The organism is Solibacillus kalamii (assembly GCF_002174535.1).
Lineage (GTDB): Bacteria > Bacillota > Bacilli > Bacillales_A > Planococcaceae > Solibacillus > Solibacillus silvestris.
In genome coordinates, this window is sequence record NZ_NHNT01000011.1 from 135001 (window position 1) to 149846 (window position 14846).

Below are 14846 nucleotides of genomic sequence, written 5' to 3' on the forward strand. Positions count from 1 at the left end.
TAATTTGATTATCCTTCCAAAGTTAACAGTCCATCTTCCATACGATACACTTTATCGCAAAACTCTAGCATACGTTCGTCATGGGTTACCATGACAGCAGCTTTGTTGCGTTCCTTAACTTCTTTTCGGATTTGCTTTACGACTTCAAATGCACGCTTAGAATCTAAGCTTGCTGTCGGTTCATCAGCTAAAATGATATTTGAATTATTCACAAATGCACGAGCAATCGCAACACGCTGACGTTCCCCGCCAGATAGTTCATTCGGGAATTTGTTGAACTTGTCACCTAATCCTAATTCCGTTAGTAATGTTTTCGCAAATTTCGTATCTTCTGCTGATACTTTGCCTTTCATTTTACGTACTAGTAATAACTGATCTAACACTGTTAAATACGGAATTAAGTTTGATGTTTGTAAAATGAATCCAACATCTGTTAAACGAAAAGCCGATAAATCTTTTTCCTTCATCTTGCCGATATTTGTACCATTGACAAGTACTTCACCTGTTGAAGGCTGAAGTAATGCCCCGGCAATCGATAAAAGCGTACTTTTCCCTGAACCTGATGGACCGATAATAGCGATGAACTCACCCGGGTTTACTGTAAGGGATACATTTTTAAGTGCATCCACTGTAGAGTCCCCTTCTTTAAATGATTTCGTTACATTTTTTAGTACTAAACCTGTCATTTATTCCACTCTCCCAATCGCTGTTAAAGGATCAATTTTTGTTACTTGGCGAGCTGAAATAACAGAACCAAAAACAGATACAATTAATAGCACAAGCGCGTATAAAAGAACCATTTTGAAATCTAAGTTAAACGGCATTCCCTCTGGAAAAACAAGAGCAGTTAAATACGTTAAAACAATGCCGGCAATAATGCTGATTAGTGATAACACGAATACTTGTGAAATAATCGATTTTTTAATAAAGCTATTTGATGCACCAATTGCTTTCATGACACCGAACTGCTGTGTTTTTTGCAAAATGAATACATAGAAGAATACCGCAATAATAACAGCTGAAATGATGAATAAGAAGGCAAGCATCATATAGATTGTTCCGCTCTCTTCTTTATATCCCGGCATTCCCATTACGGCTTCTGATTTTGTAAAAGTTTCAATCTCATCATAGTTGTTTTCGATTTTATCAGCATCAATGTTTGCACCTTGTAAAGCAATCATTGCTACTGGACTCTCTAAACCATTATCTGATCCTGGTGCTGCAAATGCATAGCTTTGCCAAACGTCTAAGTTAACAAACACACTTGGTAAATGGTTAAACGTTTCACCTTTAGTAATGCCGACTACTGTTAATTCAATACTAGAGCTTGTTACTTCAATTGTATCGCCAATCTCGTAGCCTTTTTCTTGCAATGTTTCATCAATGATGACGCCCATTTTATCTTCTGCAGCCATTTGTTTACCTGCTACAACTTTTGGCTCGATAAATTTACCTGGTTCGATTCCAAGAAACGCTACGTCTACTTTTTCTTTCGCATCAGGCGATTTCACGATAACAGTTGATTGTCCAAACTTCGCTGCCTCTTTGACACCAAATTGACCCTCAACATCATCGGCAACCGTACCTGTTACCTTCGTTTTCATCATTGTTGCAGCAGAGCCTTCTTCATAAATAAAAAGATCTCCGTCGATATTTTTCATCGTCGCTGCGGCTAATGACGATAAGCCATTACCTAATCCTGATAAAATAAAAACAAGCCATGCGATAAGCATAATAATTGAGCCAATCATCATGAAACGTTTTTTCGCGTGTTTCATTTCTTTGATTGCTAAAAACATTGTAAATCCTCCTTAGTAATATATATCAACCGATCTTTTCAACTCTTCTAATTACTAGAAAATTGATCACCTCGAAATAAATTATCCGCCTTTTAATAACTATATTCAAATATCAAATTCTCCATTTGAACATAAATTATAACTATTAAAAAATGGATAAATATAATTTTTTCCATGCCGCTTTTATAGTATAGGCGCCGAATATGAACTTTATATAAACTATTTAAAATTTTATTTGAAAAATTATGTAAGTAGGTTCGTTATATTAATATATAAAAAACCGTTCGCTTATTTAATACATAAGCGAACGGTTTTTAAAATCTTTATTATTCAACTGTAACTGATTTTGCCAGGTTACGAGGTTTATCAACGTCGCAACGGCGGTGAAGTGCAGCATAATAGCTGATTAATTGTAATGGTACAACAGATACTAATGGTGTTAACAGTTCATGTACTGAAGGGATGACTAAACGGTCGCCTTCTTCTTCCATGCCTTCCATTGCAATAATACATGCGTTGGCACCGCGAGCCACTACTTCTTTCACGTTACCGCGAATGTTAAGCGCCACACCTTTTTGTGTTGCTAAAGCGAAGACTGGTGTACCTTCTTCGATTAATGCAATCGTACCGTGTTTTAACTCACCACCGGCAAAACCTTCTGCCTGAATGTATGAGATTTCTTTAAGTTTTAACGCACCTTCCAATGATACACAGAAGTCCATATTACGACCGATGAAGAACGCATTGCGTGCGATTTTTAAATAGTCTTCGGCAATCTGCTCCATTTCATCCTTAGAGTCGATAATTGTCTGGATGCCGTTTGCAACGATCGCCAGCTCCTGTTTTAAATCAAAGTCAAGCTCCATTCCTAATTGCTTAGCAACGGCATAGGCAGCTACTGCTAAAACAGCTACTTGAGCGACATATGCTTTCGTAGAAGCTACAGCAATTTCAGGTCCGGCATGTAATAGTAATGTATAATCCGCTTCACGTGAAAGTGTTGACCCTTGTACGTTCGTTACAGTTAACGCTTTGTAGCCAAGCTCTTTAATTTTTACTAATACTTGACGGCTATCCGCTGTTTCACCTGATTGTGAAATGAAGATAAATAAAGGTTTCTTCGATAGTAACGGCATATTATAGCCAAACTCACTTGAAATGTGTACTTCTACTGGAATGCCTGCGATTTTTTCGAAGTACTGTTTCCCGATTAAGCCGGCATGGTAACTCGTACCTGCCGCAATAATATATAGACGGTCTGCTTCCGCTAATGCTTTTAGAATATCTGCATCAACCGTAACATCTTCACCTTGTTCATATGCTTGAATAATTTTACGGATCACAGTTGGCTGCTCATCCATTTCTTTTAACATGTAGTGAGGGTATGTTCCCTTTTCGATATCAGAAGCATCCAATTGTGCTGTATATGGTGCACGCTCAACAACACGGCCATTTAATGTTGTAATTTCAACTTTATCTTTACGAACGATTACCACTTCTTTATCGTGCAATTCGATAAACTGGTCTGTTACTTGCAGCATCGCCATTGCATCTGAAGCGATTACGTTGAAGTCTTCACCTACACCTACTAATAACGGTGACTTGTTTTTCGCTACGTAAATCGTTTCCACATCTTCATTATCCAAAAGCGCTAATGCATAAGATCCGTGCACTAATGATAATGTTTTACGGAATGCTTCTAACGTAGATAAGCCTTCTTTAGCAAATAAATCGATTAACTGTACGATAACTTCTGTATCTGTATCAGAGCTCATCTGAATTCCTTTAAGATAAGCTTTTTGTAATAAATGATAGTTTTCGATAACCCCATTGTGTACAAGCGTATAGCGGCCTGAAGCACTTGTATGAGGGTGGGCATTTAAGCGGTTCGGTACACCGTGAGTTGCCCAACGTGTATGACCAATCCCTACAGCCGCTTCAACATCGCCATCAACTGCTTTACGTAAATCCGCAATACGTCCCTTTTCTTTGAAAACTGTTACGCCTTCTTCATTGTGTACAGCAATCCCTGCAGAATCATAGCCTCGGTACTCTAGTTTCTCTAAACCTTTTAATAAAATCTCTTTAGCGTCCAATACGCCGTTATATCCTACAATTCCACACATAATCCGTTTCCTCCAATGTTATTGCTACATCGAAGCACATTTTGGCAACACAAAAGTAGACTACGAAATCTACCATTTTTTTGCCTAGTGCCTTTAGGGAAGTTAATTCGAAGGTGATGTTTGCTCTCGTTTAGCAAAGCCTGCACGCATCATTAACAATCCTGCTCTATTTAAAAAGGTGATGTAGCTAAATATTATTTTTAATTGTATGCCGTTTCGTTTTTCTGTCCAGAAAATCACTTCTCTGTTTTAAAACGAAAGTTACAACCGGGCATGTGCGATCGGGAGGCATCCGCCGAAATTTCGATAAACCTCCACCTCGTCAACTAAGGATTATGTCCGCTCGATTTCCTTAGTTCTGGCGCTATAATTGTTTTCCGATTTTGTATGCGCGATTTCCTCTCCTTTTGCGCAACTCAGCCATATCCTTTTGCTGAGCATTTACATCATACACATAAACAATTTCACCGTCAATCCTACGCTTTCATTGTAAGCGCTTCATAGATAAATTTTCTGTCCAAAGCTAGTGCGGCTGTTGCCTTTCGAATGTGAATTCTATCCCATAAGAAAAAATCCCGTTTTGATTTAGAAGGTGAAGCTTGTAACAGCAGAATCATTGTCATCCCACTGATTACAAGACTCACTCCTTACATGACATCAAAACGGGATATGCACTATTTTCTATCGTATGCAAAGAGCTCTATTAAAGCTCCTTCTCTTTTAATAAATTAACAATTTCTCGGTTAAAGGCAGGTAAATCATCCGGTGTACGGCTTGTAACAAGCTGTTTTTGACAAACAAATACTTCTTCATCATGGAAATTTACCCCTGCATATTCCAAGTCGACTTTAATTGATTTATAACCTGTCGCATCTCGTCCCTCTAATGACTTCGCCGTAATTAACAGCTGTGGTCCATGGCAAATTGCAAAGACAGGTTTCTTTTCATCCATAAAATGCTTTGCAAATGCTACAACGCGATCATCATCACGCAGTAAATCCGGTGAAAAACCACCCGGGATAAATAACGCATCAAAGTCCTGCGGGTTTGCCTCTGCTACCCCTTTATCAATCTGAACTGTTGCTTCACCATTTTTCCCTGTAATCGATTTATTGCCTTCTTTATCGATCGTTACAATTGTATGACCTGCAGCCTCAAGTGCTTCTTTCGGACTTGTGAACTCCACATCTTCAAACTTATCTGTAATTAATGTTGCAATTTTAGCCAATGTAAAACACTCCTTCGTCTTATTAGGTTACTTTATTTTGTTTCCCCGAATTCTTGAAAATGAAACATGTTATAGTGCAATCATTAGAACAAGTGTAGGCATTTTTAGAACGTTTTAGCCGGATGCTTGAACAGTTTAAGTATTCTTTTGAATGGTTAAATTTATAACTGGGTTTAAGAGGTAAAAACCGGTTTTGTGTTGTTTAGATTTAATCTTGAGTCGTTTTATTAGAACAGTTGGATGAGATTTTAGAAGAGTGGCAGTCGATATTAGAACATTCGACATGGGTATTTGAAAACTTAAACTACATATTAGAACATCGGGCACTTTTATTAGAAGAACAGCATTTTATTAGAACTCTTTCAGTTATATTAGATCTTCTAAACCGGATATTAGAACATCCGCATGCTGCCATTAAAAACGTGCCCACAAAAAAACACCGGAAGCAATGTTTCCATTACTCCCGGTGCCGTTTTAAAATTTATTCAGCTAAACCCATTTCTGTACGTACTACCTCTGCAATGCGTACAACATAATTTTCACAAGCCTCTTCAGAAGCTGCTTCTACCATAACACGCACTAAAGGCTCTGTACCTGAAGGGCGTACTAATACACGACCATTGCCGGCCATTTCCGCTTCTACTTCAGCGATGACAGCTGCCACCTTTTCATTTTGAGTTACTGCATGTTTATCTGTTACACGTACGTTTACTAATTTTTGCGGGTAAATTGTCATTTCCCCTGCAAGTTCAGAAAGCTTTTTGCCTGTTGCTTTCATAATATTCACTAACTGAATACCTGTAAGCAGACCGTCGCCTGTTGTATTGTAATCTAAAAACACGATGTGACCTGATTGCTCGCCACCTAAGTTATAATCATTTGCACGCATTTCTTCCACAACATAGCGGTCACCAACCGCTGTCTTTACACTTGTCATTTCGTTTTCTTCAAGCGCTTTGTAGAAGCCCATATTACTCATAACCGTCGAAACTATCGTGCCTTTGTTTAAACGACCTTTCGCTTGTAAATATTTCCCGATGATGAACATAATTTGGTCGCCGTCAACAATCGTACCGTTTTCATCTACAGCGATTAAACGGTCTCCATCTCCATCAAATGCTAAACCAACATCCGCCCCGCGCTCCGTGACAAATGCCGCTAACTTTTCAGGATGTGTTGAACCGACACCTTCATTGATGTTCAGTCCATCCGGTGAAGCACCCATCGTTGAAATATCTGCCTCTAAATCTGCGAATAAATGTGTTGCTAGAGAAGAAGTCGCACCATGCGCACAGTCTAACGCCACATGTAACCCTTCAAAATCTTCTTCTACTGTTTGTTTTAAGTATGAAATATATTTTTGTCCACCTTCAAAGTAGTCTGTTACTGAACCAACAGCAGCACCTACTGGACGTGGTAATGTATCTTCTTCTGCATCAAGAATACGTTCAATCTCTTCTTCTTGTGCATCTGTTAATTTAAAGCCGTCTGGACCGAAAAATTTAATGCCGTTATCTGCAACAGGATTGTGAGATGCCGAGATCATAACACCCGCTTCAGCATTCATGACACGTGTAAGATACGCAACACCCGGTGTACTAATTACACCTAAACGCATAACTTCTGCTCCAATTGAAAGAAGACCCGCAACAAGTGCACCTTCCAACATTTCCCCAGATATACGTGTATCGCGTCCAATTAACACTTTCGGGCGATCTTTAGCATCCTTCGTCAGCACATAGCCGCCAATACGGCCTAGTTTAAATGCCAACTCTGGTGTTAGTTCACTATTTGCGACACCGCGAACGCCATCTGTTCCGAAATATTTACCCATTTACTTTTTCTCTCCTTCAACGCTTGAAATACCATACGTTTTTAAATTTACCACATAAAGTGGATTGCTTGTTTTATTGATAGCTAGTTTCCATCTGTATCTTCAACATTTGTATCTGCATCTTTATCTGCTTCACTTTTATTATCCTGTTCACGAACTGGCTCTCCACTCACACTAGCACGTACCGTTAGTTTATCTTGAGATAACTTGGTAGCACCTGTTGGAAGCTCAATCTTTAAATCGTACGGACCGGATTTTTTTATTTTTGAAAGATCGACATCGACGACCACTTCTTTTAATGTATCCACTACAGATTTAGAACCATATACCGTTATGTTAGATTTTTCTGGGGATAAACTGTCAATTTTAAGCCCCTCTACTGGTTCCCCAATTTCGTTGATCTTAATCGGGACTTCTCTACTATATTCATTAATTTCTACTTTTACATTGACCTTATCCGGATTAATGCTGACATCGAGCTTATTCAGATCACGGTCGAGTACCTTTACAGCCGCTTCCTGCTCAAATGACTTATTCACATCTTTCTCGCCTGAAACCGTCGCCTTTACATAACTTATGTTATCAATGACACTCTTAGCTCCTGTTACCGCTACTTTTGACGGTTCTGCCGTCATCTCGTTCAGTACAAAGTTCTCTGCTAAAAGGCGGTTATTCATTTCCGGCTCTACACGAAACTGTTCAGTAACCTTTTCCTCTATTGTTACATTAATTATTCTTGGCTCAATTGATACATCCAGTTTTTCGGAAAAGTTTTCTTGATGTATTGTAACGCTATGCTCACCAATTAACAATGAGTTTAAATCGACAAAGAGTTTGAAATCCTTTTCCAGCTTTGTTTTCATTACAATTTGTTTCGGCCCTGAAATTTTCACATCGACCGTTTCAGGGAGCCCTGTCACAAATAAATTATCAGAATCATAGTAAACTTCCAATGGCACATTTGTAATGACATCTGTTTCATTGGATGAGCTCGATTCCGTTTCACGTTTTTCTTCTGTTTGAATATACAGGAAAAGTGCAACCGCTAAAAACAAAGCGGTTAAACGGAGCATCCATGAGCTATCAAATACCTTATCCATTCTTTTTCCCTCCCCAAGTCCACTTAGATGCTAAGTTAGAATCTTGCTCAGGACCAAACCACAGTTTACGCAGTAATTCTTCAAATTCTTTAATAGTGAGATTACGGTGTAAATTACCGTTAGCTGTTATACTAATCGCACCTGTTTCTTCGGATACAACAATTGTAATTGCATCTGTTACTTCACTTAACCCAAGTGCAGCTCGGTGACGTGTACCTAATTCTTTAGAAATAAATGCGCTTTCCGACAATGGTAAATAACACGCTGAAGCGGCAATTTGGTTTTTCTGTATAATTACGGCCCCGTCATGAAGCGGTGTATTTGGGATGAAAATATTAATCATTAATTCAGAAGAAATTGCAGCATCCATCTTAATGCCTGTTTCTACATATTCATTTAAGCCTGTATCTTTTTCGATTGAAATAAGTGCTCCAATTCGGCGCTTTGCCATATAACTTACGGATTTTTTCATCGCTTCGACTAAGCGTGTCTGTTCATCTTCTTGCTGGTTATTAGTGCGTTGGAAAATCTTCCCTCGCCCGATCTGCTCAAGGGCCCGGCGAATTTCCGGCTGGAATATTATAATAATGGCTAAGAAACCCCAATCAATTACTTCTTGCAGTAACCAATCAAGGGTGTCTAAACCGAAAACGTAGGTAGCAAATTTCGCTAACACAACAATTAATAACCCTTTTAATAATTGAACGGCTTTCGTTCCTTTAATGAGGGTCAATGCTTTATAAACTACGTACCATACGAGCAGTACGTCCAGTACTTTAAAAATCATATCTACAGCAGCAATGTCTGTAAATTGTTCAATTATTTGCATGTGGCATCCCCCACCTTTACTTGCTAATCCATATTGTTTTTAGTATAGCACAATTCTGTCAGGGATTAACTTTCCTAACAGAAAAAAGTCTACCCGAGCGAGTAGACTTTTCTTTCTATACTAGAACGGCTTTTTTTTGAGAAAAGTTCCGATTTATTAAGAAAAATATTATTTCTTATTGTAATTGTCTTAGTGACAATTGTCCGATGTTACTCATCAAAGACAGTGATTGCTTTATTGAAGCCGTCTTTAATTTTGTACCAAAGCCATTCGAACATTTCATCGATTTCCTCTACTTGCCCTGTAACGACTGCCGTAGATGCCATATAGTTGCCATTGATAACTGTAATATTGCCGTCCACTTCCCCTTCGACAATAATATCGCCATTTTTCACAACGATGTCACCTTTTACAACTTGACCGTCAGGCACTGTTACCGTTTGCCCCTCAACAACTAAATTAGGCTGTTTTGTCACAGAGAATTGATCATCATTCGGGAAGCTGCCTAACAATGTGGCACTCATACATAAAAAGAATACTGCTGCAGCTACAAGTACAGGATGCTGACGGAACCAACGTTTGATGCCGGCAGAACTTTTGCGTTTCGGTAAACGACTTATCACTTGATCCTCAAAGCGCGGAGGGGCAGTAATATGTGCTGCACTCTTGATAAACGCAACCGTGTCACTTAATTCATGCATATGTTGTTGGCAATCAGGGCATGTTTGTAAATGCTGCTTCAATAATTGTTCATGCTCACGACTAATATCACCATCTAAATATTCGTGCATATAATCCACGAATTCTGATGCACACGTTTTCATGCGTATCTTCCTCCTACAAATTGTTTAACTGCTTTCTTAACGCTTCACGGCCACGGTGAATCCGCGTTTTAACTGTTCCTAAAGGCATATCCAAAATTTCGCTAATTTCCTGAAGGGACAGTTCTTCTATATATTTTAAAACAATGACCGATCGATACTTGTCTGGAAGGCGGCTAATTTCATATTGTATACGGTCCTGAAGCTCCATCTGCTCAACGGCCTCTTCCGGCAACTGCTCATCTGCGGCAATTTGAGAATACATATCCAGCCCTTCTGTCCCGGCTACCTCCGCATCTAAATAATAATCGGGCTTCTTTTTACGAATTCGGTCAATGCAAAGATTTGTTCCGATCCGGTAAAGCCATGTTGAAAATTTTCGATTTTGATCATACGAATGTAAATTAATATAGGCACGTATGAATGCCTCCTGTGCGATATCTTCTGCTTCCTGTTTATTGCCAAGCATTCGATAGCACACTTGATACAGCTTGTGCTGGTAGAGGTTAACGATGTCGGCATATGCGTTTTGGTCACCTTTAAGCACTTGCTTTATTCTTTTATTAACTAACGCATCCATTTGTCTTTCCTCTCCACCTTTTCAGCTGTTCTATATATACGGATTGCTTATTAAATGGTTTCACTTTCTATAAAAATATTTTCCCACTCATAAATATGTGCCCTTATTATAACAAACTTCATAACGACCAATCGAATTTTTTCGTAATTATCATACTAAAGTTTCGCCAAATAAAGAGCCAATTAATGCAACCGCTACATCTGCTGTTTTATTTCTCTCATCTAATATAGGATTCACTTCTACAAACTCTGCTGATGTCATTAATCCGGATTCCTGTATCATTTCCATCGCTAAATGACTTTCTCTGTAAGTGATCCCACCTGCTACCGGTGTCCCCACTCCAGGAGTATATAAAGGATCTAATGCATCTAAATCAAGTGATAAATGAAGGCCGTCTATTTGCAATTGCTTAAAGTATTTTAGCGTTTCTTCCATTACATACGTCATTCCAAGCCGATCAATTTCGTGCATTGTGTATATTTTAATGCCTCGTGTCTTAATAAGTTCCCGTTCACCTTCATCGATAGAACGTCCCCCAATTATAACAATGTTTTCGGCTTTAATTTTAGGTTCTGCATGTAAAATTGACGTTAGCCTTTGATGACCTAGTCCAATACTTGTTGCTAGCGGCATTCCATGAATATTTCCCGATGGTGTCGTTTCCGGTGTATTTAAATCTGCATGAGCATCAAACCAGATCACGCCCTGATTCTTATATTTCATCGATAGGCCAGCCAATGTACCAATTGCAATACTATGGTCGCCTCCTAAAACAAGCGGTATGTAATCCTTTTTTACGACGTTAAATACTTTTTCGGCAAGCGCTGTATTGACCTTAATTACTTCTTCCAGATTAAGCAGCTTTTCATCTTTCTGTGCAGCTGCATCCCCTTCAATTACTTGAATATTCCCTTCATCCTCAACTTCATATCCAAGATTAGTCAAACGTTGCTGCAACCCCGCATACCGAATTGCACTCGGTCCCATATCCACCCCACGGCGCTGTTGCCCATAATCACAAGGTACCCCTACGATTGAAATTTTCTTATTCATCATTTCTGCATCCCCTAACATGTCATGTAGTTTTTCTATTCTATTCTATTCTCCGCTCATCCTCCTATAGAAATTTCGAGCAACTAAACGATTTTCCCTTTTTATACGCAAAAAATCCTTTACTTATAAATAAGTAAAGGATTGTTATTTGATATTTAAGTACACTTCTAAGTTTATAAAATAAAAGTGAGCCATGAAGGACTCGAACCTTCGACCCTCTGATTAAAAGTCAGATGCTCTACCAACTGAGCTAATGGCTCATAAAAAATAAAAAAAATGGCTGGGGTACCTGGATTCGAACCAGGGCATGACGGAATCAAAATCCGTTGCCTTACCGCTTGGCTATACCCCAAACATTTTATAGATGGTGGAGGGGGACGGATTCGAACCGCCGAACCCTAAGGAGCGGATTTACAGTCCGCCGCGTTTAGCCACTTCGCTACCCCTCCGACAAATGATGCAACACTGTTAAAGTTGAATGGTGGAGGATGACGGGCTCGAACCGCCGACCCCCTGCTTGTAAGGCAGGTGCTCTCCCAGCTGAGCTAATCCTCCATACATAACAAGTGTTACTGCTTTATTTTTTTATGAAGCCTTAAATGGTGACCCGTACGGGATTCGAACCCGTGTTACCGCCGTGAAAGGGCGGTGTCTTAACCACTTGACCAACGGGCCGTTATAAGTTGTTCTCTTGAAGACAAGATTTATAATATCATCATTTTCTATATAGTGCAAGCCTTTTTTTAAAACTTTTCCGAAAAAGTTTTATTGCTTATTTTGTAATAGTAAAAAGGCAAAAAAAATGGCTCCGAAGGCAGGACTCGAACCTGCGACCTGCCGGTTAACAGCCGGATGCTCTACCAACTGAGCTACTTCGGAACGCTACTATTATACAGTGATGTACAAGCCATCTTTCTTACATTTATTATTATAGCAACGTTTAAAATTTATACAAGTAGTTTTTTGAAATAATTTGAACATTTTATTTTTTAGGCTTTTCTTCCATTAGAAATGCCTCATTATAATGAATTATTGTTTTCTAATACCGCTTTATAAACTCGACAATTTCATCGATTAAGCCATTTGCGAGTGGTAAATCGGGATTGGAATAGCTCGCAATATTTTGTTCTCGGTCGCCTTCTATTTCTTTTAACACATGATTCATCTTACTGAAATAATGTATTATCGCCTGATCATTTGCTGCATATAAGTTTTCTGCATCTGTTTCGGTTACTTGAATATCTTTTCTCCCTTGAAGAATGATAACCGGAACATTAACATTGCTAATTTCTTGTTGTGGATCGTATTTAAGCCATGAAATCATATATGGTTGAACAGATAGCCTAAATAGTGATTGGAGCTGTTCAGATACTGTCTCTACCTTTTTACCAGCTTTTAATTGCTGCAATGCTTTTTCGGATTCCACTAATAAATTCGGAGGTAAGCTTCCTGACAATTGTTCCATTAAAACTTCATCAGCCGGTCTGCCAATCCCTGCAATCGAAATAAGTGATGCTATATCATTTTGTTGAGCGGCAACCGTCATTATTAAAGCACCTTCACTGTGACCTAGTAAATGAATTTCATTAAAGCGGTCATCGTTTTTAGCATAGTCTACAATTGCCTGAACATCCTCAACATACAGATCAAATGTTAAATCATCTTCCTTTTTAATAAGTGCCGTATTATCACCAATTCCACGCTTATCGAAACGAATAGAAGCAATCCCTTTCTCCGCTAAGCTCTCTGCAATCATTTTTAAGCTATTATTCGCACCAGCCCCTATTGTGTTACCGTCTTTATTTGTAGGACCTGACCCTGCATGTATTATGACTAGCTCTCCCGTAGGTTTATCAGGCATCTGTAACGCTGCTTTAAGCTCTCCGCCGGCAACAGGAATCAATAGCTCTTTATACGTAACAGGCGTTTCTGTATATGGCTTTAACGTAATAGGATAGGAATGTCCGTTTTGCGTAAACGTTCCTTCTATAGTTTCGTTTTTCAGAGTTCCTGCAATCTTTATTAAAGATTCGGCTATGTTAATAGTAATGACCGCATCCGAGCCATTATATTCAATTGATTCAAATGCGAATTCAGTGATTCCTTGGACTGGTACAGAAATATTTCCACTTGCCTCCTCCAAATTTAAAATAATTTCAAGAGGTGACTGAGGAATTTCAATCATCCCCTGCCATTTTCCTATTAATGCTTCATCCACCTGCACAACCTCCTGCTTCGTCTGTTCTTCCACTGTTGAGTTATCACCCGTACTTTCACTATTACAAGCTGACAACAGTAATACAATAGCTAAACTATAAGCAATGTTTCGCATGGCTTTCTCCTCCCCATTCTGTCTTAATTTCCTTTACGGTTAGAATAGGAAAAAGTTTCAAAAGAAAAAAGCCATCAATGAAGATGACTTTTATTTTCATATTAAATTACGGTCGACAAATTCCTGAAGTTTATCATAATCACTTACCCTTTGATTACATAGTTGTGAGTCGTTGCAAATGTAATTACTATAAGATGTATAATTGTCACCGTTCCCCTTTACCGTAGCTGTAAACAGATGAACTACACTATGCTGGTTACAAATCGAACAGACACCTTTAATTGGGTTATGAGCATCTACAACTCCACGCAATGCCGTATATTGGCCTTCCTTTTCCAGTACAATGTATTGGCGGTTTGTTCCTTTATCCATCCATGATAGATAACTGATCGCTTGCCAATCAATTGTCTCAAGTTTAGGTAGCTTCAGCTTTTTATCTTTTTTAAACAATTTTTGTAGACCTTGCTCTGAAATTGATTTAAATGGAATGGTATATGATTTTAAGCTTTGAAAAAACAGCTCTGCCCCTATAGTATCTTCAATCGTTTCCACTTCTTTAATAATGTCTTCATCTACATGTGTCAATCTTTCTCTTAGCTCTGTAATTGCTAGTTCACGTACAGCCGCAACAATTTTCTGATCATTCGACGTTAGCTTTGCCTTCAATATTTTATTTACTTGTTGCTCGATTAAGCGTAGGTCTACTACTGTTAAAAATGGTGCTGTCATGTTATTTCCTCCAATGTTTTGCCGTGTAAGAACCTTTACATTTATTAATCGTATTTCTTTCTGCATTATTGGTCAACTACTTCACCAATTCTCGTATTAGGCAAGCGAATCTTAAATAAAAGAAAAACCAAAGAAGGGGGGTCTGTTTTTAGGACGCCTTCTTTGGTTTAACTTATTATGAATTTCTATTGTATTTTATAGTAGCCATACACTTAATTTTCAACATAAAAAAGCCACTACTGACTAAATCAGCAGCGACTTTTTGAGCGAAGCGACGTCCTACTCTCACAGGGGGAAGCCCCCAACTACCATCGGCGCTAAAGAGCTTAACTTCCGTGTTCGGTATGGGAACGGGTGTGACCTCTTTGCCATCATCACTTCACTATAGTGGGCTTTAAATAAGCCTATGTAAAAG

At 38.7% G+C, this 14846-nt stretch carries 12 protein-coding genes, 6 tRNA genes and 1 rRNA gene; all 19 read right to left on the reverse strand.

The annotated features are described in order from the left end of the window. Nucleotides 1-8: 8 nt before the first annotated feature. Nucleotides 9-686 (reverse strand): ABC transporter ATP-binding protein, encoded by a 678-nt coding sequence (locus CBM15_RS15100; protein WP_008405954.1) that lies wholly within the window; start codon nt 684-686, stop codon nt 9-11. Beyond that, entirely contained in the window at nt 687-1799 is a 1113-nt protein-coding gene (locus CBM15_RS15105) for an ABC transporter permease (RefSeq protein WP_087618149.1), read from the reverse strand. A gap of 326 nt (nt 1800-2125) precedes the next feature. Continuing rightward, entirely contained in the window at nt 2126-3925 is a 1800-nt protein-coding gene (gene glmS / locus CBM15_RS15110) for a glutamine--fructose-6-phosphate transaminase (isomerizing) (protein WP_008405965.1), read from the reverse strand. A gap of 703 nt (nt 3926-4628) precedes the next feature. Beyond that, the gene (locus tag CBM15_RS15115) at nt 4629-5153 is read right to left on the reverse strand and encodes a type 1 glutamine amidotransferase domain-containing protein (RefSeq protein ID WP_087618150.1); all 525 of its coding nucleotides are present in this window, start codon (nt 5151-5153) and stop codon (nt 4629-4631) included. Nucleotides 5154-5634: 481 nt separating this feature from the next. Next, on the reverse strand, nt 5635-6987 hold the full coding sequence (gene glmM, locus CBM15_RS15120) for a phosphoglucosamine mutase (protein ID WP_087618151.1): 1353 nt from the start codon (nt 6985-6987) through the stop codon (nt 5635-5637). An 83-nt stretch (nt 6988-7070) separates the two neighbouring features. Next, complete coding sequence (locus CBM15_RS15125; protein WP_087618152.1) at nt 7071-8087, reverse strand: CdaR family protein; 1017 nt, start codon at nt 8085-8087, stop codon at nt 7071-7073. After that, entirely contained in the window at nt 8080-8916 is an 837-nt protein-coding gene (gene cdaA, locus CBM15_RS15130) for a diadenylate cyclase CdaA (RefSeq protein WP_008405970.1), read from the reverse strand. Before cdaA ends, CBM15_RS15125 begins: the two co-directional genes overlap by 8 nt. A gap of 209 nt (nt 8917-9125) precedes the next feature. Then, nucleotides 9126-9740: a zf-HC2 domain-containing protein gene (locus CBM15_RS15135; RefSeq protein WP_087618153.1), complete on the reverse strand. Its 615-nt coding sequence runs from the start codon at nt 9738-9740 to the stop codon at nt 9126-9128. A 13-nt stretch (nt 9741-9753) separates the two neighbouring features. Continuing rightward, nucleotides 9754-10317, reverse strand: a complete 564-nt coding sequence (gene sigW, locus CBM15_RS15140; RefSeq protein ID WP_008405972.1) for an RNA polymerase sigma factor SigW — start codon at nt 10315-10317, stop codon at nt 9754-9756. Nucleotides 10318-10467: 150 nt separating this feature from the next. Further along, on the reverse strand, nt 10468-11370 hold the full coding sequence (rocF, locus tag CBM15_RS15145) for an arginase (RefSeq protein WP_173364523.1): 903 nt from the start codon (nt 11368-11370) through the stop codon (nt 10468-10470). Nucleotides 11371-11557: 187 nt separating this feature from the next. Beyond that, nucleotides 11558-11630, reverse strand: a tRNA-Lys gene (locus tag CBM15_RS15150). A 17-nt stretch (nt 11631-11647) separates the two neighbouring features. Then, nucleotides 11648-11722, reverse strand: a tRNA-Gln gene (locus tag CBM15_RS15155). A 13-nt stretch (nt 11723-11735) separates the two neighbouring features. Further along, nucleotides 11736-11819: transfer RNA gene (locus tag CBM15_RS15160), tRNA-Tyr, on the reverse strand. Nucleotides 11820-11849: 30 nt separating this feature from the next. Continuing rightward, a tRNA-Val gene (locus CBM15_RS15165) sits at nt 11850-11925 on the reverse strand. 45 nt (nt 11926-11970) lie between these two features. Next, nucleotides 11971-12045, reverse strand: a tRNA-Glu gene (locus CBM15_RS15170). A gap of 128 nt (nt 12046-12173) precedes the next feature. Then, a tRNA-Asn gene (locus CBM15_RS15175) sits at nt 12174-12249 on the reverse strand. Between the two features lie 160 nt (nt 12250-12409). Beyond that, nucleotides 12410-13702, reverse strand: a complete 1293-nt coding sequence (locus tag CBM15_RS15180; protein ID WP_087618154.1) for an alpha/beta hydrolase — start codon at nt 13700-13702, stop codon at nt 12410-12412. 96 nt (nt 13703-13798) lie between these two features. Beyond that, complete coding sequence (locus CBM15_RS15185) at nt 13799-14431, reverse strand: FusB/FusC family EF-G-binding protein (RefSeq protein WP_087618155.1); 633 nt, start codon at nt 14429-14431, stop codon at nt 13799-13801. A gap of 266 nt (nt 14432-14697) precedes the next feature. After that, nucleotides 14698-14813 (reverse strand): 5S ribosomal RNA (gene rrf, locus CBM15_RS15190). Nucleotides 14814-14846 lie beyond the last annotated feature (33 nt).

What these genes read in the sequence shown, in the direction of transcription:
- CBM15_RS15100 (WP_008405954.1), bottom strand. Translation starts at nt 686, where the DNA reads ATGACAGGTTTAGTACTAAAAAATGTAACGAAATCATTTAAAGAAGGG.
- CBM15_RS15105 (WP_087618149.1), bottom strand. Translation starts at nt 1,799, where the DNA reads ATGTTTTTAGCAATCAAAGAAATGAAACACGCGAAAAAACGTTTCATG.
- glmS (WP_008405965.1), bottom strand. Translation starts at nt 3,925, where the DNA reads ATGTGTGGAATTGTAGGATATAACGGCGTATTGGACGCTAAAGAGATT.
- glmM (WP_087618151.1), bottom strand. Translation starts at nt 6,987, where the DNA reads ATGGGTAAATATTTCGGAACAGATGGCGTTCGCGGTGTCGCAAATAGT.
- CBM15_RS15125 (WP_087618152.1), bottom strand. Translation starts at nt 8,087, where the DNA reads ATGGATAAGGTATTTGATAGCTCATGGATGCTCCGTTTAACCGCTTTG.
- cdaA (WP_008405970.1), bottom strand. Translation starts at nt 8,916, where the DNA reads ATGCAAATAATTGAACAATTTACAGACATTGCTGCTGTAGATATGATT.
- CBM15_RS15135 (WP_087618153.1), bottom strand. Translation starts at nt 9,740, where the DNA reads ATGAAAACGTGTGCATCAGAATTCGTGGATTATATGCACGAATATTTA.
- sigW (WP_008405972.1), bottom strand. Translation starts at nt 10,317, where the DNA reads ATGGATGCGTTAGTTAATAAAAGAATAAAGCAAGTGCTTAAAGGTGAC.
- rocF (WP_173364523.1), bottom strand. Translation starts at nt 11,370, where the DNA reads ATGAATAAGAAAATTTCAATCGTAGGGGTACCTTGTGATTATGGGCAA.
- CBM15_RS15180 (WP_087618154.1), bottom strand. Translation starts at nt 13,702, where the DNA reads ATGCGAAACATTGCTTATAGTTTAGCTATTGTATTACTGTTGTCAGCT.
- CBM15_RS15185 (WP_087618155.1), bottom strand. Translation starts at nt 14,431, where the DNA reads ATGACAGCACCATTTTTAACAGTAGTAGACCTACGCTTAATCGAGCAA.